Origin of the sequence: Paenibacillus sp. FSL R5-0914, assembly GCF_038004525.1 — a bacterium.
In the GTDB taxonomy this organism is placed as follows: domain Bacteria; phylum Bacillota; class Bacilli; order Paenibacillales; family Paenibacillaceae; genus Paenibacillus_AQ.
In genome coordinates this window covers 592,508-617,271 of record NZ_JBBORH010000003.1, presented here as the reverse complement: position 1 = coordinate 617,271, position 24,764 = coordinate 592,508, and the positions used below count along the sequence as shown (strand labels likewise).

General features: G+C 45.3%; 24 protein-coding genes and 1 tRNA gene. 11 read left to right on the top strand and 14 right to left on the bottom strand.

Annotated elements, in window-relative coordinates:
- Positions 1 to 75: 75 nt before the first annotated feature.
- From MKX60_RS26145 to MKX60_RS26130, 4 genes are all read right to left on the bottom strand, one after another.
- Positions 76 to 1,236, bottom strand: coding sequence for a BMP family ABC transporter substrate-binding protein (locus MKX60_RS26145; RefSeq protein WP_042185773.1), 1,161 nt, complete (start codon positions 1,234 to 1,236; stop codon positions 76 to 78).
- A 242-nt stretch (positions 1,237 to 1,478) separates the two neighbouring features.
- On the bottom strand, positions 1,479 to 2,051 hold the full coding sequence (locus tag MKX60_RS26140) for an NTP transferase domain-containing protein (RefSeq protein WP_175617362.1): 573 nt from the start codon (positions 2,049 to 2,051) through the stop codon (positions 1,479 to 1,481).
- Entirely contained in the window at positions 1,993 to 3,117 is a 1,125-nt protein-coding gene (locus MKX60_RS26135; RefSeq protein WP_076286315.1) for an XdhC family protein, read from the bottom strand. The genes MKX60_RS26140 and MKX60_RS26135 overlap by 59 nt, the downstream gene beginning before the upstream one ends.
- 46 nt (positions 3,118 to 3,163) lie before the next feature.
- Positions 3,164 to 4,738: a PucR family transcriptional regulator gene (locus MKX60_RS26130; protein WP_341061395.1), complete on the bottom strand. Its 1,575-nt coding sequence runs from the start codon at positions 4,736 to 4,738 to the stop codon at positions 3,164 to 3,166.
- Between the two features lie 239 nt (positions 4,739 to 4,977).
- On the opposite strand from MKX60_RS26130, the gene MKX60_RS26125 reads away from it, so the two are divergent.
- The gene (locus MKX60_RS26125; protein WP_042185766.1) at positions 4,978 to 5,361 is read left to right on the top strand and encodes a RidA family protein; all 384 of its coding nucleotides are present in this window, start codon (positions 4,978 to 4,980) and stop codon (positions 5,359 to 5,361) included.
- Between the two features lie 695 nt (positions 5,362 to 6,056).
- Here MKX60_RS26125 and MKX60_RS26120 read toward each other — a convergent pair.
- The gene (locus MKX60_RS26120) at positions 6,057 to 7,409 is read right to left on the bottom strand and encodes an amidase family protein (protein ID WP_341061719.1); all 1,353 of its coding nucleotides are present in this window, start codon (positions 7,407 to 7,409) and stop codon (positions 6,057 to 6,059) included.
- 197 nt (positions 7,410 to 7,606) lie between these two features.
- Positions 7,607 to 9,184, bottom strand: a complete 1,578-nt coding sequence (gene ggt / locus MKX60_RS26115) for a gamma-glutamyltransferase (protein ID WP_341061394.1) — start codon at positions 9,182 to 9,184, stop codon at positions 7,607 to 7,609.
- Between the two features lie 207 nt (positions 9,185 to 9,391).
- Here ggt and MKX60_RS26110 point away from each other — a divergent pair, with 207 nt between their 5' ends.
- On the top strand, positions 9,392 to 9,970 hold the full coding sequence (locus MKX60_RS26110) for a chromate transporter (RefSeq protein WP_445670772.1): 579 nt from the start codon (positions 9,392 to 9,394) through the stop codon (positions 9,968 to 9,970).
- Entirely contained in the window at positions 9,970 to 10,509 is a 540-nt protein-coding gene (locus MKX60_RS26105) for a chromate transporter (RefSeq protein WP_076286319.1), read from the top strand. Before MKX60_RS26110 ends, MKX60_RS26105 begins: the two co-directional genes overlap by 1 nt.
- A gap of 5 nt (positions 10,510 to 10,514) precedes the next feature.
- On the opposite strand, the gene MKX60_RS26100 is transcribed toward MKX60_RS26105, so the two are convergent.
- Positions 10,515 to 10,892, bottom strand: coding sequence for a PH domain-containing protein (locus tag MKX60_RS26100; protein ID WP_076298221.1), 378 nt, complete (start codon positions 10,890 to 10,892; stop codon positions 10,515 to 10,517).
- A gap of 180 nt (positions 10,893 to 11,072) precedes the next feature.
- Between MKX60_RS26100 and MKX60_RS26095 the strand changes: the two genes are divergently transcribed.
- The 3 genes from MKX60_RS26095 (at position 11,073) to MKX60_RS26085 (ending at position 13,826) form a co-directional block, all read left to right on the top strand.
- Positions 11,073 to 11,240 carry a hypothetical protein gene (locus MKX60_RS26095; RefSeq protein WP_156114741.1) on the top strand — a complete coding sequence of 56 codons (168 nt, stop codon included), beginning with the start codon at positions 11,073 to 11,075 and terminating at the stop codon, positions 11,238 to 11,240.
- A 121-nt stretch (positions 11,241 to 11,361) separates the two neighbouring features.
- Positions 11,362 to 13,332 carry an ABC-F family ATP-binding cassette domain-containing protein gene (locus MKX60_RS26090; protein ID WP_076298222.1) on the top strand — a complete coding sequence of 657 codons (1,971 nt, stop codon included), beginning with the start codon at positions 11,362 to 11,364 and terminating at the stop codon, positions 13,330 to 13,332.
- A 26-nt stretch (positions 13,333 to 13,358) separates the two neighbouring features.
- On the top strand, positions 13,359 to 13,826 hold the full coding sequence (locus tag MKX60_RS26085) for an ASCH domain-containing protein (RefSeq protein WP_076298223.1): 468 nt from the start codon (positions 13,359 to 13,361) through the stop codon (positions 13,824 to 13,826).
- A 101-nt stretch (positions 13,827 to 13,927) separates the two neighbouring features.
- Here the strand turns inward: MKX60_RS26085 and MKX60_RS26080 are convergent, their stop codons facing one another.
- The 4 genes from MKX60_RS26080 to MKX60_RS26065 form a co-directional block, all read right to left on the bottom strand.
- Positions 13,928 to 14,080, bottom strand: coding sequence for a hypothetical protein (locus MKX60_RS26080; protein WP_156113065.1), 153 nt, complete (start codon positions 14,078 to 14,080; stop codon positions 13,928 to 13,930).
- Between the two features lie 168 nt (positions 14,081 to 14,248).
- Positions 14,249 to 14,866, bottom strand: a complete 618-nt coding sequence (locus MKX60_RS26075; RefSeq protein WP_042185753.1) for an NUDIX hydrolase — start codon at positions 14,864 to 14,866, stop codon at positions 14,249 to 14,251.
- A 31-nt stretch (positions 14,867 to 14,897) separates the two neighbouring features.
- Positions 14,898 to 15,851, bottom strand: coding sequence for a TRM11 family SAM-dependent methyltransferase (locus MKX60_RS26070; protein WP_341061393.1), 954 nt, complete (start codon positions 15,849 to 15,851; stop codon positions 14,898 to 14,900).
- Positions 15,852 to 15,893: 42 nt separating this feature from the next.
- Positions 15,894 to 16,289, bottom strand: a complete 396-nt coding sequence (locus tag MKX60_RS26065) for a winged helix-turn-helix transcriptional regulator (protein WP_081382709.1) — start codon at positions 16,287 to 16,289, stop codon at positions 15,894 to 15,896.
- A gap of 290 nt (positions 16,290 to 16,579) precedes the next feature.
- On the opposite strand from MKX60_RS26065, the gene MKX60_RS26060 reads away from it, so the two are divergent.
- A complete protein-coding gene (locus MKX60_RS26060) occupies positions 16,580 to 17,935 on the top strand; it encodes a dipeptidase (protein ID WP_341049650.1) in 1,356 nt (451 codons plus the stop codon).
- 141 nt (positions 17,936 to 18,076) lie between these two features.
- Here MKX60_RS26060 and MKX60_RS26055 read toward each other — a convergent pair.
- The 3 genes from MKX60_RS26055 to MKX60_RS26045 all read right to left on the bottom strand — a co-directional run bounded on the left by MKX60_RS26055 (position 18,077) and on the right by MKX60_RS26045 (position 21,678).
- Positions 18,077 to 18,150: transfer RNA gene (locus MKX60_RS26055), tRNA-Gly, on the bottom strand.
- A gap of 113 nt (positions 18,151 to 18,263) precedes the next feature.
- The gene (locus MKX60_RS26050; RefSeq protein ID WP_341061392.1) at positions 18,264 to 20,390 is read right to left on the bottom strand and encodes a putative bifunctional diguanylate cyclase/phosphodiesterase; all 2,127 of its coding nucleotides are present in this window, start codon (positions 20,388 to 20,390) and stop codon (positions 18,264 to 18,266) included.
- A 328-nt stretch (positions 20,391 to 20,718) separates the two neighbouring features.
- Positions 20,719 to 21,678, bottom strand: coding sequence for an aldolase catalytic domain-containing protein (locus MKX60_RS26045; RefSeq protein ID WP_170880320.1), 960 nt, complete (start codon positions 21,676 to 21,678; stop codon positions 20,719 to 20,721).
- A gap of 239 nt (positions 21,679 to 21,917) precedes the next feature.
- On the opposite strand from MKX60_RS26045, the gene MKX60_RS26040 reads away from it, so the two are divergent.
- From MKX60_RS26040 to MKX60_RS26025, 4 genes are all read left to right on the top strand, one after another.
- Positions 21,918 to 22,184 carry a FeoA family protein gene (locus tag MKX60_RS26040; RefSeq protein ID WP_331281439.1) on the top strand — a complete coding sequence of 89 codons (267 nt, stop codon included), beginning with the start codon at positions 21,918 to 21,920 and terminating at the stop codon, positions 22,182 to 22,184.
- Entirely contained in the window at positions 22,181 to 24,193 is a 2,013-nt protein-coding gene (gene feoB / locus MKX60_RS26035) for a ferrous iron transport protein B (protein ID WP_340974700.1), read from the top strand. Before MKX60_RS26040 ends, feoB begins: the two co-directional genes overlap by 4 nt.
- A 44-nt stretch (positions 24,194 to 24,237) precedes the next feature.
- On the top strand, positions 24,238 to 24,417 hold the full coding sequence (locus MKX60_RS26030; RefSeq protein WP_076286329.1) for a FeoB-associated Cys-rich membrane protein: 180 nt from the start codon (positions 24,238 to 24,240) through the stop codon (positions 24,415 to 24,417).
- A 103-nt stretch (positions 24,418 to 24,520) separates the two neighbouring features.
- Positions 24,521 to 24,667, top strand: coding sequence for a hypothetical protein (locus tag MKX60_RS26025; RefSeq protein WP_179085847.1), 147 nt, complete (start codon positions 24,521 to 24,523; stop codon positions 24,665 to 24,667).
- Positions 24,668 to 24,764 lie beyond the last annotated feature (97 nt).

The window sequence follows — 24,764 nt, the reverse complement described above, 5'->3', positions numbered from 1 at the left end:
GGGTGGGGAAGTTTCCGCTTAACGGAACCCGCCCCACCCATAGATTGTGCACATCTTATTCCCTATTTTTAAACATTATTGCGGGATAGTTCCTTCCACACCTTTTACGAGCCAGTTCATGCCCAGCACTTCCTCCAAGGTCAGCTTCTGACCCTCCTGAACCTTCACATTCCCTTGATTATCTGAGATCGGACCTGTGAAAACCTCAAGCTCACCACTGATAATTTTGGCTTTGGCGTCTTCGACAAGCTTTTTCACATCATCTGGGATCTTGTTCCCGAAAGGAGCCAGCTCCACCATACCGTCAGCCATATCACCGGAATATTGCTCGCTCTTCCAGGTTCCATCCATAACTGCCTGCACAGCTTTTACGTAATACGGCCCCCAATTCCATACCGGGTTCGTCAAATAATTGTCCGGAGCGTATTTGCTCATATCCGAGTCATTTCCCCCGGCAAAAGCCCCTCGTTCAGCAGCAGCCTGCAGTGTTGCAGGTGAATCTTGATAGGCCAAAAGCACATCCGCACCCTTATCCAGCAAGCTGATTGCCGCTTGACGTTCGGTCGTCGGGTCATACCATGTATTCGTCCATACGACGTTCACCTTTACATCAGGATTGACACTTTGTGCTCCAAGGGTATAAGCATTCAAGTTATAAATCACTTCGCTGATCGGAAAAGCGCCCACATAACCCAGCTGATTGTTTTTGGTCATTTTTCCTGCCGCTATGCCGCTCAGATAGCTGGCCTGATAGTTTTTCCCGAAGTAGGTTCCCATGTTCTCTGCGGTTTTGTAACCCGAAGCATGCAGGAACTTCACGTTGGGGAATTTGCCCGCTACATTTAATGTAAAATCCATATACCCGAAGCTCGTTGTAAACACGATGTCGTGTGATTGCGCAAGCTCTGTGATGATTCTTTCGGCGTCAGCACTTTCAGGGACATTTTCTACAAAGTCAGCTTTAATCCCCAGCTCCTTCTCCATATACAGCCGTCCTTGGTCATGTTGGTACGTGTAGCCGCCATCTCCTGGAGGTCCGATATAAACAAAAGCAACCGTCGGTTTCTTTGCAGCCGGTTCTGTTGTTGCAGTTGCCTCTGTTGCCGCTGTAGTTGTCGCTGGTGCCTCCGTTGCATTTGTAGAAGTATTATTATTGCTGCCACACCCCACCAAAGCCACCGTCATTAGAACCATTAATGCAAGACAAGATGTTATGAACTGACCCCTTTTTTTCATAATTCTCCTCCTCCAAATCATCTCTCATCATGGCTGCAACCATTAATGTACTTCTACTATACTTAGAGGTGGCCTTGGCGTAAATTTATATAACATACGTTTGTATATGAATATAAGAATCAGAACTTTTTTTGTGTGTAATGCACTAATTGGTTTTTGTAAGGTGAGTTACGTGTCATATTATATGACCAAAGGTGGAAAAGGAACACTGTTTCAGATTACTTTTCAGACTATTCTTTACTTCACTTTCCATTTCTCAGAATCCATTGCTCCTGAATCTCACCAAAATCTTCTTTTGTATCTGCGTCCATGAAATAATGGGCAGACTCAGATTCCAGAACAATCCCCTTATAATCAGGTGAACGCAATATCCCCGCCGCTCCTCGATCTCCATCTAATCCCTGTAGTGCTGGAAACAACGTCTTCGAGAACAAAGCCGGGGGCATAGCCGACCCATTGCTGACGCTAGCGACATAGTCCATCTCCGGAGATTGTTCAAACGTTTGTATTAGACGATTCACTAATGCTGTAGTAATAAATGGCTGATCCGCAAGCGCCACAACTACTGCATCGGGCTGTAAAGGTAATACCGCATTAAGACCGCAGCGCAGTGAAAAAGACAATCCTAGATGTGCGGTTAAGCAAGTTTCGGTACGTCTGGAGCCTTGCGGTTCAATCGCGGGTGGCAGCCATTCCAAGTTGTCATCCGCACGCACTACCACGATTAGCGGTTCTAGATTGCAACGATCCAATTCACTAAGCGCGACGCTCCCGAGTGAGACCTCCTGCGACAATTTCAGTGAAACCTTGGACACGCCCATCCGCCTGCTCTGCCCCGCTGCCAAATATATTCCTGCTACCTTCAATACTATCCGCTCCTTTGGGCAGCTCTCGTGAGCCCACCCTTCTAATTTGAATAATTTCTGCTATAATACTGACCGCAATCTCCTCCGGACCTTCTCCTCCAATCGGCAACCCTACAGGTGCATGCAAAGATGCAGGAGCCTCAAACCCTTCCAGTAAAAGAGATATTCGCGCCTTCGAACCGATAATCCCTATATATAGAGGAGCAAGCGGAATCACACTCTCCAGGAACTGTCTATCCCGCCCAAGTTGATGACTGCAAATCAATACATAATCCTCTCGAGCTACGCCCAATCGCTGAACAACCTCCATAGGGGAACAAATTACTTGTTCAGCTCGAGGAAACTTATTGTGCAAGCTTCCTTCGCGCCAATCCGCAACCGCAACCCGAAAGCCAACTCTGTCAGCAAGTTCCGCAATTGGAACCACATCACGTGCCCCGCCAAAAATCACAAGCCGCGGTCTAGGCACGAAAGACGTATGGAATGCTGTCAATTCTGCTGGAGCGGCCATAAAGCGACCTGCCGCTAGGTTTTCTTTTGCCGAGTGGGATAATTTCGGATGTTTCTTGCTCTGCGGCAGTTCATTGTCTGGATCCAGCTCCAGCTTATAGGCAAAACCGTTCTCCACTGCTTCGCGGAACAGAATTAGCTTCTCTCCCCTAGCCAATCTGTCACTCGCCTGCACCAAAAGCTTGTAGAGCTGACCCTGCACGGGTTCAAGCACCACTTTGATTTTGCCTCCACAGCCGACAACCTCACCCCAGGACAGATCATCCGAAGACAACATATTGTATTCCACAATCTCGGGCAGCCCTCGTTCCCATATCTCAGAGGTACGTAGCTCCAGATCGCTCTCCAGACAACCTGGACTCAGACTCCCAATCGTGCCCCCTTCAAAAAACAACATCACTGCCCCGGGTTTACGATACGAGTGTCCCTCTACCTCAATCAGTGTTGCCAGCACCGCAGGCGCCTGATGGGTTTGAATATGCGTTGCGATCTCATGTGTATTCACGAGGTTCCCCTCCTCCGTGTTTGCATTTCAACCCAGAACTTAGACCTTAGTCCCGCCCAAGCATCCTCCGAAACATGAATACTAGCTTTAGCCTCATTAGATCATTTATTTTTTTAAAATCGACGTCCAAGAGCTCACTAAGCTTCTCGATCCGGTAGGTAGCCGTGTTCCGATGAATAAACAACTTTTTGGCTGTCTCATTGACATGCCCATCGTTATCTAGATAAATCTCCAGCGTCCGCAGCATTTCTCGCACATACTCCGGCTCACGGCTAAGCAGTCCTCTAAGCGTTCCGTTGCAATATTTCTCCATGACCTCTGTCGGGATTTGCCCAAGAAGCAAGGAAAGCTCAAGCTGCCGATAATGCACAACATTCCCATGCACTCCCTCAAACTGAAGCATCCCCATACATTCCCTCACCTCCGCAAAAGCCTCCTTCAGCCCATCCGGCTTCAATTTACAACTACTTATCGCAGCTCGTGGATAATACCCCTTGTCAAACTTCAGGTTGTCAAAACAAGCCTGGATTACATCCCGAAATTGCTCAGGACTCTGAAGAGCTGCCGGATAGATGGATAATAATCCTTGGTCTACAATCACATGAATGGCCTTTAAATCCCGCAGTACGGGGTGTTCAGTGTATTCTTCTTTTAATCTAAGCAGCTCACTTTGGCGTTCTTCAACAGTCGCAACAATATCAGTTAATACTAGTTGAAATGGCGACTGAAGCAGTTCAATTTCCAATTCAAGCGTAGCCTGTGCTAAATCGGCGTAAGATAAGTTACCATTTAGACAACGTCTCAACAATCCACTGAACTCCCTATGTTCTGCCTGTTCAAAATAATCCTCGTATCCTGAGTAAATATGATATGAAATAAGTTCAGCACCCTGAACGAACAAGCTCTCTTCCACCGGGAGCAATAAAGGGTCGATGGAACAATACAATAAATATCCCGAGCACTTTTCTCCTTGTATTAGTGGTGTGCGATAACCTGCACGATCCTCTACACGAAAACGTTGATTCCGTTTCTGCCATGGCCATCCCTCCAGCAACTGTGAGGTCTGGTATTCAGAATTGTTATAGATTACATCCCCGCGTGCGCTAACCACTACAAGTGAATGGCCAATCACTTCAGACACCGAGTCAAACAATGGACGGCTGCGGACAGATCCCAGGGCAAATTGCATCAGCTTTTTCTGCTTCTCCATTATGCTCTGCAGAACGTGAGTGCTCCGGCTAAGCTCAGCGCGAAACAGGCCATTCATCTGATCCGAAAAAGTGAACTGGAACGGCAACTGGATTAAGGGGAAGTTAAGGTTCTCCGCTTCTGCGATTAGCTGCTTCGGTACTTCATCCCAAAATCGTCCCAGCTTAATACCCAAGGCCGATGAGCCCCTTCGATTCAGCGTCTGCAGCAAAGCAGAGGCATCCTCCAGATTGTCCTTGATTAAATAGGCTGTCGTTAGCAGCATCTCGCCTTCTTTGATCCAATCCGAAATATCAGGTGCGTCCATCACATTAATCGATTTCACAATTCGATGTTTCCCCTTGGACCCCGCGATAAGCTTCGCCTCGGACAAAGGATAAATGGACAACGCTTCTTCAACCGTAAGATGCATGCCATCCCTCCTTTTTAGGATCAATTGAACCATTTCTAATTCATAATGTTATTTTATGTAACATTATAATTAAAATGAACCTCCTTGGATAGAGTGGAATTAAAATTTAATGGTTTTTATGTTATTTAATATAACATTAAATGAACATAACTGATGAATCATTAATCTTTAGTTCACATCACTTGTGTGAGTAGTATAATTAGATCGGACAATATAAGGATGGATTTGGAGGGGATCTTTTGAGTAAAAAGCAAGTGTTTACGGGTTCACCCTGGGAGTCGGTGGTTGGATATTCTCGTGCCATCCGAATCGGCAATCGTATCGAAGTCGCAGGAACAACAGCCATGCAAGACGGGGAAATAGTCGGTGTAGGAGATCCATACGCGCAGACGAAATTCATTCTACATACCATCGAAAAAGCTCTAAACCAGCTAGATGCTGATTTGTCGCATGTAATTAGAACAAGAATGTTCGTGACAGACATCTCACGCTGGGAAGAAGTCGGCAAAGCACACGGCGAATTTTTCAAAGATATTCAGCCTGTAGCAACCATGGTAGAGGTAAAAGCGCTTATTGATCCACTATTGTTAGTAGAAATAGAAGTCGAGGCATTCGTAGAATAGAGCTTGGACGAGGCACGGGGCATGGCACCTTCTTCACAGAAGGTGCTTTGTTTGCGTGTTCAGATGAAACGCGAGCGTGTCGCTGACCTTTGTGGTGTAGGGCATTTTTGCCCCTCTTTCCTTCTATATCGTCGGAATGACTGAATTCTGGGGTATTTATACCCCTCTTTCCGGCTATACCGCCGGAATTACTGGATTCCGGGGCATTTTCGCCCTTCTTCCCCGCAATATGAGCCAATTTCACGCATTCTACGGGATTTATACCGTTATTTTCAGCTATACGGGCTAATTTCGCGCATTCTACGGGATTTATACCGTTATTTTCAGCTATATGAGCCAATTTCGCGCATTCTACGGGATTTATACCGTTATTTTCAGCTATATGAGCCAATTTCGCACATTCTACGGGATTTATACCGTTATTTTCAGCTATACGGGCCAATTTCGCACATTCTACGGGATTTATACCCTTCCTTTCAGCTATACGAGCCAATTTCTTGAGTTCTGCGGGATTTATACCGTTCTTCTTCTTCACGTGGAGGTGTTTACTGAAACACTGGTCTTAAGCCAACTTTTGAGCGCTGAATTTATCTTTTACTCTAACACACCATTATTGAACCTACTTCATCACATTGAGATCATTTTTTTAAAACCAATTTCACTTATCATCTCAAAACCCATCAAGTCCCGTCATCTCAAGACCGCCGCCAAACCTCCTTCACCCATGAGAGTAACCGAAGATCCTGACCATGTCCGGCGATAACCGACAATCCCAGCGGCAGTCCATTTGTAGAGAGCATAGGTAACGTTACTTGAGGCAGGCCTGCCAGTCCAGCTATACAGCTCAACATCATCGCCCCACTACGATTCTCCTCCAATTGACGTAAATCCCCACCACGCAGCGGTGCAGGACCAGGTACTGTCGGAATCACAAGACAATTATCTTCTCCCAGCAGCTTGCGCAACTGGGTAGAAATCTCCTTTCGCTTATTCTGAGCGATACTATGGTCCTTGCCCGCTAAGCTGGCAGCCCAAGAGAACCGGGCTGCAATATCAGGCCCAAAAACTGGTTTCACCTTCTCAATCCAGGCGCTATGGGTTGTCCAGATCTCATTGCCTTGTAGCTCTCGAAAGACATCCATCCAGACTTTTAAACCTTCTCGAGCTATTTCAGTTTTGAGGAAATGATCAGCACCAGTCCGCAAGCGGTTCAATCCATTCGCTAGAACACTCACATCCTTTGGATCGACCAAATCCCAACAGTCCGTAGCGACAAATAAAGTCCCCATTTTCTTTTGTGAATTATCCCCTTTATCCTTTTTCGAATTATATTCCACATTATTTCCTTTGCTCTTTGGTATCTGATCCTCTATGTTTTTTTGTATATTATTCTCCAATTCTTCCTCTTCATTTTTCCCCCTACCGTTATCTAGATTCAATTCTAAATTTCCATCTATGCTCATCGTTACTTTTTCATCCATGCGCCCAATTCCAAGTAAAACCTCCCCCACTTTCTGGAGCACATCCATACGATCAGCGATCCAGCCTACTGTATCAAATTGCGGTGATAACGGGATCACACCTTCCATATTCACAGCACCATGCGTCGGGCGAAAGCCATACACCCCGCAATAGGCGGAAGGGACTCGAATAGAACCACCTGTATCTGTTCCGAGCGCAAAATCAACACTACCTGAAGCTACCGCTACTGCCGATCCACTAGAAGAACCACCCGGGATACAACCTGCGGCACGGGGATTTATGGGCGTTCCATAATGATGGTTCTCACCACCCAGACTGTACATCAGCTCATCCGTATGAGTCGCTCCTCGAAGCGTCGCTCCCGACTGGAGCAGCTGGCGTACTACAGCCGCATGTTCTGTAGAGGGATTGTGGCTCCGCAGCCAATCTGGATTACCTGCGGAAGAGCTGTGCCCAGCGATCGCATACACATCTTTTACAGCAAAGGTCATTCCGTCCAATATCCCATTCCCTAAACGTCCGACTGTTAGCTCAGAATCTATGAACGCGCCATACCGATTATCCAGAACCATTTCTCCTTCCTCCTCCCCTCACCATTCCTTCTCTGATCATAATCAACCCGTCATCCGTCATTTCTATTAAGAACCTATCGCTCCGTTAAACTAGGATTTTCCCATTTGCCTTTCCGAGAATCCTCTCACGATATCCTTCCTACCAAATAACGGAAGGAGCAAATTGGGGGATTCGGACAGAGCATCTCACCCTACCAACCTATCGCCGCGCCATCGCAGCGCGGGTCTGTCCCCCCACTACGATATCCATTGTCATCTATGGATATCGCGTGAGCATGACCCACGCTCCCGTCATATGCTTCCACTTTCCGGACAATATGACCGGCTCCCGCCAGATCTGCCAGCACCTCATCCGCTACCCGTCCCTCTACCTTCAGCTCCTGCGTAGGTTCCCCCCACGTTCTCCCCCATACAAAACGTGGTTCACTTACAGCCGTTTGCGGATTCATCCCATAATGCAGCATCCTTGTAAGTAGCAACGTTTGAGTCTGCGGCTGACCTTCACCACCTTGCGTACCATATAGAATCACAGGTTTGCCCTCGCGGCAGGCCATGGCTGGCATCAGTGTGTGGAAGCTGCGCTTATGCGGTTCAAGCGTATTGATATGGCTCGGATCAAGCGAGAAAAACGAACCCCGATTCTGTAGCAGAATCCCTGTATTCCCAGCCACCACACCTGAGCCAAATTCAAAATACAGACTCTGAATAAAGGAGACCGCATTCCCCTCCTCATCCACCACCGCAGCATACGCCGTATCACTGCCGATAGGTTGACTTGTCAGCTGTGCCGCTTTTTGCATCGAGATCGTAGAGGCTAGTTGCCTTGCATAGTTCTTATCCAGCAACTGCACCAAAGGAATAGCACTAAAATCCGGATCTGTAAGCACTCTATCCCGATCGCGAAAACTCAGCTTCAGCGCTTCAACAAGCAAGTGGTAATATTCATAAGAACCATGCTCGATTTCTCCGAAATTAAAATGCTCCAATATATTAAGACTCATCAGCCCCGTAAACCCTTGAGAATTTGGCGGCACTTGATACACCCTATGTCCATGATATTCCGCATGAATCGGCTCGACCCAATCCCCCTGGTGATCCGCAAAATCATCCCGTGTGAGATAGCCCCCGGCTGCCAGCATATAATCACAAATATCTTCAGCAATCTTCCCCTTATAAAAAGCGTCCCGTCCACACGCAGCCAACGTCCTCAGGGTTGTCGCAAGTTGTGTCTGCTGAAATCTCGATCCAGCAGACACAGCCACTCCACCCGGCATATAAATCGCAGATGCCTCCGCCGACAACGCCGCTCCAGCAAACAGCGTATTATTCCGCTGGTCCGGCGACAGCGGAAACCCACTCTTAGCATAGCCGATGGCTGGCTCCAGCACCTCTGCCAGCGTTAAGCGGCCATACTTGCTGAGCATGGCATCCCAGCTATCGACCATCCCCGGCACGGTGATGGCACTGCGGATCCCCCGCCTCGGAATAGCTCCCTCCCCGGCATAGCAACTTCTGCGAACTCCGTAACCCGACCGTCCACTTCCGTTATACGCCCGGACACGCGCCTCTTCTGTACTATAGGTCAACCAGAACGAATCCCCACCAAGCCCCGTCATATGTGGGTAGACTACAGCGAGCGTCGCACTAACCGCCACCGCCGCATCAAAGGCATTTCCCCCTTTTCCCAAAATGCGCGCACCCGCAGCCGAAGCTAAATAATGAGGGCTGACGACCATTGTTTTTGTGCCTATTACAGGTTTCTCCGCCATGTTCCCCATCTCCCTATAAACTTCTCGCTTAATTAATGTCATTTAACATTACATAAAAATCCCTTGTCAATCGGTTACGCCAAACCTCAAAATAACCATCCTCTTTTTGTGATTCATGCACAAAGATTAGCTAATTTCTAGTCAACCTCGTAGCTTCACACATATGAATTGTATAGAATGGGCTCTAAACACAAGGGGAGGTCTCACGTGATATCCATCCATAAAGATTATGTACAATTAGCTATCGCCATGTTCAGAACTGGGATTGTCGGCTATGGCGGAGGGCCTTCCGTGATTCCATTAATCCGGCATGATGCGGTAACTCGCTACACTTGGCTGAGCGACGATGAATTCGGGGAGACATTGGCGATTGCCAACGCGCTACCGGGACCTATTGCTACTAAAATGGCGGCTTATCTTGGATATAAACTTCGAGGAGTTAGGGGGGCGACACTGTCAGTTCTGGCACATATTTTACCTAGCTGTCTGGCTATGATCATACTGTTATCGGCTGTAAATTATTTAAGTAGCTCAAAAGTAGTAGCTGGAATGATCGCGGGGGTATCTCCTGTCATTGCTGTCATGTTAGGAATAATGGCATATGAGTTTGCGCAAAAAACCTATAAAGGGCTAGGAAAATATCTCAGCGCTGTCTTCATCCTTCTCGCCTTACTTCTGCTACAAATAATTCACATACATCCAGCTCTCGTAATCGTGCTTTTTCTAGGTTACGGAGCCGTTCATTACCGGATCATCGCGAAGCAACAACAAGGAGGATCAAATTGATGGACTGGTTAGAGCTCATATACGGATTTTTCATGGCGAATTTGCTTGGATACGGCGGTGGTCCTTCCTCTATTCCATTGATGTATCAAGAAATCGTTCCCCATTACGGCTGGCTGACCGATGAACAATTCTCTAACATGCTTGCACTTGGCAATGCACTGCCTGGCCCGATTGCTACCAAAATCGCAGCTTACGTCGGCTATGATATCTACGGCTGGTTAGGACTCATCGTAGCTTTGTTAGCAACCGTCTTGCCCTCCGCAGTAGCGCTTATTATCCTGTTAGAGGTCATGCAAAAATACAAGCAATCCCCCGTAGTGAAAGGGATGACATTGCTTGTTCAACCGGTTATTGCAGTTATGATGGCTGCGCTCACTTGGACAATGGTCAAAGGTCCTACGAACTCTATCGGAATCTGGCAAACACTGTTCATTGCCGCAATCGCATTCTGGGCCATCAAGCGGCTTAAGCTGCATCCTGCCTTAGTCATCTTAGCCGCTTTTGCCTATGGTGGTCTGGTACTCCGCTACACGGTCTAACTAAACTATTTTAAAATATATTGTGACAATACCGCCTGTACCTCATAAATATTCACGGATTTATTAAAGGTCTTCTTGAGTGGCACAGTGCTGCTGGAAATATAGATACATAGCTCCGCATCCAGATCAAAGTGCCCTGCCGTCTCCACGGAATAATGCGAGATGCTTTTGTATGGGATGGAATGATAGTCCGTCTTTTTCCCCGTCAGTCCCTGTTTATCCACTAGAATCAGTCGTTTGTCTGTAAAAATAAACATATCTCTAATCAACTTGTAGGCTCGTTCAATTTTCTCTTGAGGGGCAAGGATTTGTGCATATTCCCGTTGTACCTCCGCTAGATTTACTTGTGATGCATTACCCATCAATCCGTCAAAAATCGCCATATAACTTCCCCTTTTCATCTGTTATTTTTAGTGGCTTGTCTCCTCCCACATAGAACCATATTATTCCACATTTCATATTCTATGCAGTGTAAAACTTCGCTCTGCCATCTTTTTACTTGCTAAATTTCCGATTATTGTTTACACTGTCATTAAATTTGTTAAGAAAGGGGTGTGGAAGGAATGGATCACAATTGGACCAACAGTGTTATGAGTCGGCTACCTAAAGCGATAGCTGGCATTGCTCATGTAAATGGCGATAACGGGAGAAGTCTGTCCATTTCCATGAATTTAATAACACTACACAATTGTGAAATGCCTTTCCTGCCATCACCCGGACGGATCAGTTAACCGGAAAATGATAAGGCCGTGGGGAAATTTCCCTACGGTCTTTTTTTATGGTTTTTTACAGAATTCCAGTTTCGATTTAGGGTTCTGGCGGTGCAAAGGGCATTCTTAAAGGAGAATATATATGATTATTCAATGCCAAAATGTTCAAAAATACCACGGTGCACAGCTCGTACTAAATAGCATCACCTTCGATATCCGCCAAGGAGAAAAAATCGGTCTAATCGGCCGCAATGGCTGCGGTAAAACTACACTTTTCCACTTACTGAATGGCGAAGAGCGCCCCGATCAAGGGCAAATCTCAATTCGCAAAGGTAGTGTAGTAGGAATGCTGGCTCAAATTCAAGAGGTTAACGAAAAAGAAACCGTATATGAAGTTCTACAGCGTAGCTTTGCTGAACCTATGCAATGGCAACAACGCCTGCGAGAGCTGGAGCTTGAAATGTCCACCTTCAATACCGGAACGGATGAAACGCTATGGAATCGGCTGCTGAAAGAATATGGTAGCCTTCAGGATAAATTTGAGACCGCAGGAGGCTACGAAATTGAATCCACCATTCAGCGAGTTGCCATTGGTCTAGGAATCGGAACTGGGCAATATAACCGACTCTTCTCCTCTCTTTCTGGCGGCGAGAAAACTAAAGTCGGACTCGCAGAACTGCTACTGCGTAGACCTGATGTACTTCTACTCGATGAGCCAACCAATCATCTAGACATGAACGCCATCGAGTGGTTAGAGCAGTACTTACAGAGCTATGACGGTACAGTGTTAGCTATTTCCCATGATCGTTACTTCCTCGACGCTGTAGTCAAGAAAGTGATCGAGATTGAGGATGGCGAGGCTTTTACCTTCCATACCAACTACAGCGGCTATCAAATAGAGAAGGAAACACGTCTACTTCAACAATTTGCTGATTATCAAGAACAACAGAAAAAAATAAAGCAAATGCAGGAGAGCATCAAACGCCTCATCGAATTTGGGAATCGGGGAACTCCCCCAAACCCTGCCTTTTACCGGCGTGCAGCTTCCATGCAAAAAGCACTGGATCGTATGGTAAAGGTTAAACGTCCTATTCTAGAGCGCAAATCGATGGATTTGCAGCTACAGCAAAATGATCGCTCCGGGAATCAAGTCGTCATACTGGAGGATATCGGTAAGGCATATGGAGAGCGAAGCCTGTTTACAGACGCAAACGAAGTTCTTCGCTACGGAGAAACTACGGCACTTATCGGTGGTAACGGGGCAGGGAAAAGTACACTTTTAAGAATTATATTAGGTCAGGAGACGCCAGACACCGGAAGCTGCACGCTTGGTTCAAGAACCGTGGTTGGTTATCTCGCGCAAGAGGCTGTCCCTGACAATAACAAACAATCCGTACTCCGCTACTTCCGTGAAGAGGCCGGACTAGAAGAAGGTGAAGCGCGCGGGCAGCTCGCACGTTTCCTATTCTACGGTGCCGATGTATTCAAAGACATCACGAATCTATCCGGAGGGGAATGGACCCGCCTGCGTTTCGCTGTGTTGATGCATCGTAAACCAAACCTGTTAATTCTGGATGAACCAACGAACCATCTAGACATTGACTCCCGGGAAGCGCTAGAGGAAGCATTAGAAGAATTCCCAGGTACAGTGCTGGCCGTTTCACATGATCGCTATTTCATTAATCGTCTGTTCCATAAGCTCTGGTCCATTGAAAGTGGACGATTTGGAGTTTTCAACGGCAACTATGAGTATTACAAGGAGAAGCAAGCTGAACAGGCGTTAGCAGTACCAGTCTCTATTCCTGATCAGCCTAAACCTTTCTCTTCAGATGGAACCACTGCACGCTCCGGTAAGCCTCAATCGAACCGTTCCGTGAATGTTAATGTCACCACGGCTAACTCGTCCAGTTCCCGCAAGAAGAGTATCCACTTTGATTGGGAAAAGGCTATTGCCGAAGTTGAGGATCAGCTTGGGGAAATTGATGCCAAAATGCTAGATCCACTGATCAGTAGCAATGCGGCAGAGCTCGCCGAGCTACAGAAAGAACGCGATGCAGTGCAAGAGCAACTAGATGAGCTCTATGCGGGCTGGATGGAAACTGCGGGACACTAACGATTATTACATGAGGAGAGACGGATATGAGCAACGAAACGAAGATTAAGCTTTTTTGGGAAGAATACACCCAGCTTCATCCACAAGCAGCGGATAACTACGAGGCTTGGGCCTTTGGCGACAGTCCTCCAATGGCCGATGAACTGCTAGATCTGGTGATCCGCAGGATTAAGACAGGAACCGCTTCGAACTATGAAATTTATGCAGTCTGTGACGAGACCTTACCAGAAATTGGCCGACATAGTATCCTGCTGGACGGCCGTGGTAATCCGCAAGCAGTGATCGTTACGACAGATGTGCAAATTACACCTTTTGATGAGGTAGGCGCTGACTTTGCCTATAGCGAAGGCGAGGATGACAGAACGCTAGAGTCGTGGCGCCATGAGCATGAGAAGTTCTTCTCCAGAGAATCCTTAGCGTTTTTGAAGAAGCCTTTTGATCCAAAGATGAAGGTAGTTTGCGAGAACTTTAGACTGGTATATTCGAAATCTTGAGAAACGCAGGAAACTAAAAAGGCGGCCTCTTCAGTTACGAAGAGACCGCCTTTGATGTATACTATACAACTAATAGAGTTAGATAATTATTAAAATACGGCTCAGCGCCAAAACCCCAGAATCCAGCCAATCACAGAGATCCATAACGGAATGCTGATTAAGATACCCCAAACCAGCCCAGTGGCAATATTGCCCTCTGCAGGACGCACCACATTTTCCTGTTTCAATGGAATGCTCAACTCTTCTTGTTCCATGCGATCCCCTCCTAAAATTCTTATCGTCACAGTAGAGGAAAAAATGTAGACCGCTCGACCTAAAAGCTTAGAGTACCAACATTGTAAGTGCTTACATAATAGTAATTACCCATCATTTACATCATTAAAAACATCACTTTACGGAAGTCATATATAATATGCAAATTCTTAGTCCAATATTACTACTTTTTCTGGATTTCGTAAATATTCAAACATCGTTTCAATCTGCTCACTTGTATTCCTCTCTAATGAGAGCTCAGGCAGTTCATCTTCAGCAAAAAAGGATACTTCACTCGTCTCCACCCCTTGCAGCGCCTCGCCGCCTACAATTCTGCACAAAATAAAAAACTTATACACGTGATACGGCTCCGGAGGATGGTTATGAAATTTCTTATCTAAAACAGCCAGCAAGCGAATTGCTTCTGTCTCAAATCCTGATTCTTCTTGAATTTCCTTAACAACGACTTCACTCGGTGACAGACCGATATCTCCCCAGCCCCCGGGAAGCGCCCACTTTCCATCCAATTTCTCGCGGACAAGCAGGATTCTGTCATCCTGAAAAACAACACCACGGATATCCACTTTCGGCGTAGAATAGCCACCCTCACTAGCAAAGGAGAGTCTTATTCTCTCCTTGCTTTCGAACGTATAATTAGCGAGGATATCTACACTTAGCTCCCGCAAAGCTTGATACCGTTCTATATCATAGACATCTTTAGCGTAAGTTAGTCCAGTCTGTGCGATGGCCTGTATTTCTTTAGCCCAGGTTAACCATTTCTGCTCCATTGCTGCACCCCTTTAAATAACTTGATTAGGATTACTGGCAAAGCATTAAATGACGGGAGAACAAACCTTTTTTAGCTTCACAGCGGTCTATAATCGTAAATCCAGCCTCCGTGATCATCTCATCCATCGGTTCAATCGCAACGATAACTACCCGATCTGCAATCCGGCGCGCATTCACTAGAATCGCAAACTGTTCCTCAGGTGTAATACTAGAATATAGATTATAAGGCATATCTACAATAGCTACATCGTAATGTTCTGTGATGTCAGCAATATCTCCAAGCGTAACCTCACTTGTGAATCCAAAATGAGCAATATTCGTTCTGGCACCGATCGCGATTTGAGGGTTAATGTCACGTCCAACCATATTGATTCCCATCGAGAGGGCTTCTACCATTACTGTTCCGATGCCGCAGCAAGGATCGATGGCTCGTACACCTTCCGGATTCGGAACGGCTATATTGACCGCAGCTCGGGCTACACGTGTGCTAAGCGCGATAGAGTAGCTACGCGGCTTTTTCATTTGACGGAACCAGGTGGCCTTGTTCTTATGATAAGCTCCAAAGTACCAGCGACCGCCCAGAGTAACAATGCCATATACCAACTGAGGGTGGTTTACATCCGCTTCCCCTTCAATACGCAGCCCAATTTCCCGCTCGATCACTCTTCGCTCATCATATTCTATTTTGTCCGCAGGGGACAGATCATTGGTCTTCACAAAAATAACCTTAAATGTCTTACCGCCAAGCTCCACCTGCTCCGTTTGATCATAAATCTCAGGCAAGCTGTCTCCCTCGTACATAACATCAATTCGTTCTTTTATGAAGGGACTGCGGCTGACATCCACCTCTACCTCACTCTTAAAGATTGAAGAAGGTACTTCCTCTCCAAAAAGACAACGAAGCTCCATCTGACATAGTGATAACTCGTCCTCTGAACAGGTGTAAGTATATAAAAATGTGTTTTTTTCACTTTTCTTTTGCAAAATAATCCATCCTCTATCCCAGTAAATTGTACACCTAGCTTGCTACTCCAACATTTCGTGCTGACGATCATACCCTATACGCGCTTTGGCGATTTCAGCGTTGTTTCTATTGACCCATTCCACTAGGGAAGTTAAAGGATCCAGCAAGGACTCTCCTAAACTTGTCAGACCATATTCAACAGTCAAAGGTACCGTAGGCGTAACTTTACGCCAAACTATACCATCTCGTTCTAAATGACGCAGGGTTTGGGTCAGCATCCGTTGTGATATACCACCAGAACGCCGCTGAAGTTCTTTAAACCGCAATGCTTCTGCACCCAAATTAACAATGATGAGCACACTCCATTTGTCCCCAACCCTGTCGAGAATTTGGCGGGTGATGGAGCAATCCTCTAGCGTCGGCATTAGCCGAATGGGTTCGTCCATTGAATGTTCCAAAGTGGTTACCTCCATAGGAACTCAAGCATGTAATAGTGCCTTCTTGTCCCTTAAGTTTAATCAGCTTATCATGGTTACTGTTAGTAATCAACAACCGGAAAGGAACTATTAATTACGAAAAAAAGCTCCGGTCACGAGGATCAGATAAGACGTCTTTCTAATCGCTTTTGATCCATAGTGAGTTCTCCAGTATAATGATTCCTATAGAATGCTAAACAAGACGGTCACGCATGGCGATTAAGCTCATAGCCGGTTTTGCGCAGCAAAACTTAAGGAGGTACATACACAATATGTCATATGAAACGTATTTTTCAACACACCGGGATGAACATCTCGAAGAACTAAAACAATGGCTCAAGATTCCAAGTATTTCTGCCTTGTCTGAGCATAAGGACGATGTACTAGCTGCAGCCCATTGGCTGACAGACACACTAAAGAAAGCCGGACTTGAGAACATTGAACTTCATCCGACAGCGGGACATCCCGTCATATATGCTGACTATCTTCATGCTCCGGGTAAGCCAACCATTCTTGTATACGGCCACTACGATGTGCAGCCAGTAGATCCGCTAAACCTGTGGACTACACCTCCGTTTGAACCAGAGATCCGTGACGGCAAGCTGTATGCACGTGGAGCAACGGATGACAAAGGACAAGTATTCATTCACCTCAAAGCGATTGAAGCAATCCTGAAACAAGAAGGTACTCTTCCTGTTAACATCAAGCTCTGTATCGAAGGCGAAGAAGAAATCGGCAGCGCAAATCTCCCTCCATTCCTGGAAGCTAACAAAGAGAAGCTGGCTGCAGATGCGGTGCTAGTCTCCGATACTTCCCTGCTGGAACGTGGTCGCCCTGCAATTTGCACAGGACTACGTGGCCTAGGATCACTTGAAGTGAGCGTAACTACAGCTCTTACAGACCTGCACTCCGGCTCTTACGGTGGTGGTGTTCCGAATGCACTGCACGCTCTCGTGTCCCTGCTCAGCTCCCTTCATGACGACAAAGGCCGTGTTTCTGTAGAAGGCTTCTATGATGGTGTACCTGAACTTTCTCCAATGCTACGTGAGGAATTCGTGAAGCAAGGCGTGAATGAAGATAAGATTCGCGAAGGACTTGGACTCGATGCGTTATACGGCGAAGAAGGTTATTCTTTTGTAGAACGTATTGGTGCTCGCCCTACACTTGAACTTAACGGTGTCTATGGCGGCTTCCAAGGCGAAGGAAGCAAGACAGTTATTCCAAAAGAAGCACATGCCAAGATTACTTGCCGTCTCGTTGGCGATCAGGATCCACAGCATATTCTTGATGCCGTTGAAGCGCATCTGAAGGCTAATATTCAAACCGGAGCGAAAGTGCATGTGACGCAAATGGAGAAGGCACGTGCCTTTAACATCGATCCATCGAACCCTATTCTACAAACTGCAGCAGACGCTTACGGCAAAGTATACGGAACCCGTGCCCTCTTCACCAAAGACGGTGGCTCCATTCCGATCATGGAAAGCTTCTCCCGTGTACTTGAAGCACCAGTGGTCCTGATGGGCTTTGGCCTTGATGATGAGAACCTGCATGCACCGGATGAGCATTTCAACCTGGAGAACTTTGATAAGGGACTGCTCACCATTGTTGAGTTCTTGAAGACTGTTTAAGAGAATCAGGTAGTATAACAAAGCCAGACTCCTCTTCATTGAGGAGCCTGGCTTTTTGATATCTAAGAATAGTTCATGACAAAACCATCAACCAAAACATAAAAAAATCCTTGCATCGCAAGGATTTGAAAGTTTAAATTATGGAGCGGGTGATGGGAATCGAACCCACGCTATCAGCTTGGAAGGCTGAAGTTCTACCATTGAACTACACCCGCATTGGAAAGTGAGTACAAGAGATATTGTATCACCCCCATAAATAAAAATCAACATTTTTTTATGCGAAATATAAGACATAGAGTATGGTGTGAAACTTATACTTTCTTATATTTTACAAGGAAGCGCCAAGGGGAGCCTTTTTCAAAAATGAGGTCTCAAATTCAGCTGCTTGAATAGGTTTACTGAACAAAAACCCTTGAGCTTCATGGCAATGCTGCTCACGCAAAAACTGCAGCTGCTCCTTGTTCTCCACCCCTTCTGCGGTAACCTTGAGCTTCAAATGATGCGCCATAGAAGTAATCGTGGAGACTATTGCCGCATTATTACTGTCCTCCATAACCTCGGAGACAAACGATCTGTCAATCTTTAGCCTGTCGATCGGCATATCCTTCAAATAGTGCAATGAGCTATAACCTGTACCAAAATCATCGATGCTAATGAACACACCTAGCTCTTTCAAGCGCTTCAGCTGATCAAAAGCCGTTTCTTTATCCAAGGTCATACTCTCTGTAATTTCAAGATCTACATAACATGGATCCAAACCAATATCGGTCAGAATGGTATGAATTTTACCAGCCAGGTTCGGCTGAAGGAATTGACGCATAGATAAGTTGATAGAGACGCATATCGGCTGGTAGCCTGCTTGCTGCCACTGTTTATTTTGCTGGCACGCCGTCTTCAGTACCCATTCCCCAATTGGAACAATTAGCCCGCTATCCTCAGCTAATGGAATAAACTCATTAGGTGAGACAATACCACGCTTAGGATGATTCCAGCGCAATAAAGCTTCCATACCTACAATCTCTTCTGTCTCCAGCTGCACCTTTGGCTGATATAAGAGATAGAATTCATCACGCTCAAGCGCTCTTCGAAGGTCATTTTCCAGCTTCAGGCGTTCCTTTGCCTTCATCTGCATGGCTGGGATATAACGACGAATCTCCACGCCCTGTTCCTTCGCATTATGAACAGCAGTATCCGCATTTTGAATGAGATGTTCAGCAGTTTCCCCGTCACCAGGATAAATACTCATCCCCAAGCTGAGTGAGATATGGTACTCGCCAGATTCTATGTTAACGGGGGCTTCAAATAATCTGAGCAACTCTGTAGCTCGTGCCAAGCATTCTCCAAGACTTGCTCTTTCTGTCATTAGAAAAGCAAACTCATCCGCTCCCATACTATACAGCTCTTCACTGGATCTAGCCTCATTACTGAGACGCTCAGACACCAATTTCAATAAAAGGTCTCCGGCATAATGACCCAGAGAGTCATTTATATTCTTAAAATGATTAATATTCATAATGGCCAAAGCTGAGAATTGATCATTTGTGTCCGTCTCTCCAGCATCAATCATTTCTTCTACACGCTGTGTCAGCCGACGTCTATTAGGAAGTCCTGTTAAATCATCATGATACGCCAAATAATTGATCCGTTCTTCGGCCAGCTGTTTCTCGTAAAATGGCTCTTCAATTGTCAGGCGATACACGCCGGTAAGCAACTGGTAATAAGCAATTCCGCTACATAACATCCCAAAGAGATCATCAATATTTCCGCCACTTATGGGAGTCATAAAAAAAGCCTGGCCTAGCGAGAAAAAGATAAGTGCCCGAATAATAACAAGCAGCGAGGCTGACTTTTCATTATTCCCAGGAAATACGATGACAGCAACACCTGCTAAATAAACAAAAAGTACTGCCAGATCAACGAATTGTTTAAGTGTACTCATCCAAGGCTTAGTAAATAACTCAGGCACTGCAGTGTGGATAAATATAAATAATACGATGAAGAGCACGATTAACATGAAGGCGATTCTGAATACATTTCTTTTTTCGGTAACGGTCACAGGTTTATCTTCTCTACTAAAAATAAACAATATACCCAGCCCGCTGGATAGTCGTGAAAAGGTAAGCAGCCACCTTGATTCCTCAGGGGTTATAAACGATGAAATCAATGGAAATGCTACAAAGCCGAGTGTATGAAAGAAGTCAATAATACATATTCCACCAAAAAGAGCTGCGACATATAATCTTCCTTTAGATAATCTGCTAGAGAAGAACAACCAGCCCTGTGCAAATATCGCAAATCCAAAAGCAACAGTACAACAGCCGACAATGAGATAGAGTGCAGAAATAATTTCCCAATTGTCCAATCGGTTTAACGATGTATGGAAAATTTGAATGAATAGGAACAGTAAGGCTCCTATAATAGCCGCTTGAATTGTCTTTTTCTCTTCTTGTCTCATAGATCCCTCGCGTCTGAAAATGATGTCGATTATTAAGCAACTATGTATAGTCTTGTCCTATGTATAAATATCGGCTAGATCGGTCTTTAAAGTTACATTTCTTTTGTGAGGTCGTATTTTTATGGCGATTATTCATAAATCTTGCATAAATATAAACCATTTTCTTCTAGCAGGCAAGCAAAAATACCTTCAGGCTTCTTATTAGAACGGTAAGTATTTTAGCGAAAAATATTAGAATCATTTATCAGAGAAACTTATAGAAATTTATTTTTATTCAAAAAAAAGCACTTCCCCCTACGAACGGGTTCAGTGCTTCTGAACAACAGGTTTATTTATCTCCGAAGTTAACCTCTGGTGTTGTAAGCTTATCATAGAAATCAACCGCTTTATCCTTATCCGCCGATGCGCGAAGCGCCATTGCTGAACGTGGATGCTCATCAAGTGTTCCAGTGATCATGTAAGGAATGATATAGCCCCACTCTTCTTTTTCACGTAAAGGAATCATCAGGCGTTCAATGATATCAATTACAGGGCGCAATGTGTAACGTGTATTCTTCAAATGAGTCACTAGCAGCTCTGTAGGACAGTTCCCCGCAGCACGTCCCATTCCATAACAGGAAGCGTCCAGCAGCTCTACACCTTTCTCAGCAGCAATCAACGTATTGGAGAACGCGAGTTGAAGATTATTGTGGGTATGTACTCCCAGGCGTTTGTTTGGCAAATGAGTTTTGAACTTCTCAACTAAGTAATTGATGTCGTTGTGATCTAGACTACCGTAAGAATCCACAATGTATACCACATCAACTACACTCTCACGAATCATTTCGAAAGCTTCTAATAATTCATTCTCCATTACATTCGACAAAGCCATAATATTGATCGTTGTCTCATAGCCTAGATCATGGAAGGTTTGTACCAGTTGTAAGGCCTTCTCCACATCTTTGCTATAACAAGCTACCCGAATCAGATCCAGCATACTTTCGCTGCGAGGTAAAATATCATTCTCATCCACACGACCGATATCAACCAAAGCGGAAAGCTTCGTATGTCCCTTTTGCGGGATAACTTTACGTAAGAAGTCATCGTTTAGAAAACGCCATGGTCCAGCACCTTCTGCTCCTTTGAGCAGTTTAGGGGAGTTTTTATAACCGATTTCCATATAGTCAACACCAGCCTCATTCAAGCCGGCATACAAATTTTGCACAAATTCCACGCTGAAATCCCAGTTGTTAACGAGCCCCCCATCGCGAATGGTGCAGTCAACAATTTTACATTGATTAGTCTTCATAATTATCTCCCTTCAATTCCTGCAATCATCGTATGTGCTATTGCAATCATTATAACCTCTAGCATAGCTTTACTATGCAATTTATATCGTTCAATCATACTTTAATGAAGAATAAATTGTAAAGGTATTTCGCCTTTAGCACTTTAAAGTAATTACCACAGTAGGTCAGGGACAAATGTCACAGTATACAAACACTTAAAAATGCTACATTACAAGAAAACAGTTGAGATTGATTCTCAATCTCTTTTGGAGGGATTACAATAGCTACTTCTACCTGCTGTTCCTTACTGCAATTACAACCTGGCACTGCTGGAAATATTCATAAAATAGAAGGAATGAACCCCGTTCTACGCCGTCGTCTTGCTGATCTCGGAGTGTCAGAGGGTGTGAACATCCGTCTTAAAGGAAAGGGACCTTTTTGGGGACCGATTACGCTAGAATGTAACGGCCAGCTGTTCGCCATACGCCGCAAAGAAGCTTCTCTGATTGAGGTGAACGTATCTTGAGTTCTATAGCTCTTGTGGGCAATCCCAATACAGGTAAGACCTCTCTCTTCAATACATTAACGACTTCATACGAATATGTAGGTAACTGGTCAGGCGTTACGGTTGAGAAAAAGATCGGAAATCTGAAGAACGGGGCAGGCAAGCTCATTGATTTGCCCGGGATCTATTCTCTGCACCCACTCTCCCGTGATGAAGGGGTCGCAGCCCAATATCTGATAGAAGAATCCCCTGAAGCATTAATCAATATCGTGGATGCATCCCAGCTGGAACGTAATCTGCTGCTCACGCTTCAACTACTTGAGTATGGCAAGCCTACTGTACTCGGTCTTAATATGATTGATGTCGCTAATGCGCGTGGTATTCATATTAATCAAACCATTTTACAATCAAGATTGGGTGTCACCGTCCTCCCACTTATAGCAAGAACCGGTAAAGGCAGCGTACAGATGCTTAGCATCCTCGAGGAATCGTCAGCTATTCCTGCTGTAAAGTTCAAGCTGAATTATGGTGAGGTCGTCGAGCGAGCGATATCTTCTATAGAAAAGGAATTACGTTCTATAAAAGATCTGCCCAATCACCGTTGGGTCGCTCTACAGCTATTGGAGCAGAATCCGGTTATACTTCAGTTTCTGAAGTCGCGTATAGATGTTACGGGACTGCTAAGCATCTGCGAGTCTTGTCAGAGTGAGCTACAAATCAAAAAACTCGCCCTGACACTCCCGCAATGGATTCGCTCGAACCGTATGGAGTATATTCGTAATATTTGTGTCGAAGTCCTTGATACGACAGCTCAGAAGCCCCATAACTTAACCGAAAGATTAGATTCGGTATTGACTCATCGATTTTGGGGACTCCCCTTATTCATTTTCTTTATGTATGCTCTCTTTAAGACAACATTTGACTGGGTTGGCGGCCCCCTATCGGATATCGTAGATGGCCTGATATCCGGCCCTATTAGTGATGGAACGAACTCACTGCTTCAGACCATTGGAGCTTCAGGCTTCACGCATGCATTGATTGTGGATGGCATCATCGGCGGTGTAGGAGGCGTACTGGTCTTTGTTCCGCAAATCTTTATTCTCTTTCTGATCATTTCCTTCCTAGAGGATTCCGGATACATGGCAAGGGTCTGCTTGTTGATGGACAGCACCATGGAACGAATGGGACTGAACGGAAAAGCATTCATTCCATTTATCATTGGTTTTGGTTGCAATGTACCGGCCATTATGGCGGCGCGAAGCATCGAACAGCCCAAAGACCGCATGCTGACAACACTGTTAATGCCGCTGATGTCTTGTTCTGCAAGATTACCTGTTTATGCATTATTCGCAGTTGTATTCTTCCCTGAGCAACAAGCGTTTGCCGTTCTCTCTATGTATGTTATGGGGATTGTGTTTGCCCTAATTCTTTGTAAGGTATTCTCTAAATACTTATTCAAGAATGAATCCTCCGTCTTCATCATCGAACTTCCTCCTTACCGTATGCCGCAGATCAAAACCTTATCGCGCAGCACTTGGGAGAAGGGCAAAGGGTTCCTTCGTAAAGCGGGAACGATTATTCTAGCTGGATCAGCCATTATTTGGTTCATGTCTTATGCTGGTCCTGGCGGATTTGATGTAGAAATGGATCATAGCTATCTAGCTAAATTCGGAGGCATGATTGCACCACTACTGGAACCGCTTGGTTTCGGAACGTGGCAGGCCGGCTCTACCTTGGTCCCAGGATTTTTAGCGAAAGAGGTTGTTGTGTCTACGATGAATATCATCTATCACGCACCAGATACCGCTGGATTAGAGAATCAAATTTCACAAGTCTTTACACCGCTGAGTGCAATCAGCTTTATGGCCTTTATCCTGTTATATATTCCTTGTCTGGCCACTGTAGGGGTTATCAAAAAAGAAACAGCCTCTTGGAAATGGACTTTCTTCTCCATTGGCTATTCTCTTGCTCTGGCGTATATCGTATCTTTTGTTATTTTCCAAGGTGGGCGATTATTAGGCTGGTCATAGAACTTGTAATTCGTTGATTCTCTTAATGAAAGTGGGGCACCATAATGATAAATGTTCTAATCGTCACTCTGATCTTCGGTTATTCAGGCTGGATCATCTATCGACATGTGCAAAAGGGCAAGCAAGGCGCTTGCGCTGGCTGTGATAAGGGCAAGACCTGTTCTGCAGCGTCTTTAGATTCTCCCCTCTCCTGCTGCTCAACACCTGTTAATAAGAAGAAGTAGGCTTGCCTAACCGTTATATGAAAGGGTTCATAGTTTAGCTTGCATTGCTTTCGGGTATGTTTGTTATAAGCAACTACAGACCATACCTAAGGAGGTAATCACTATGAACACAAAAAAAACATTTTTTACAACTGCCGCATTGGGCGTAGCCTATTTACTGAAGAATAAGGGAACTCGCGATAAAATAATGAACAGTATTCAATCCTTTACTTCTCAATCAAAGGCTAAAAAATCCAGTGGCAATATTTAATCTTCAGCATTCTTACAAAAGCAAAGAAACCTCGCCTTAGGGAATGGTCGGTCTTCCATCCATTGTCCTAGGGCGAGGTTTCTTTTTGTTGATTATG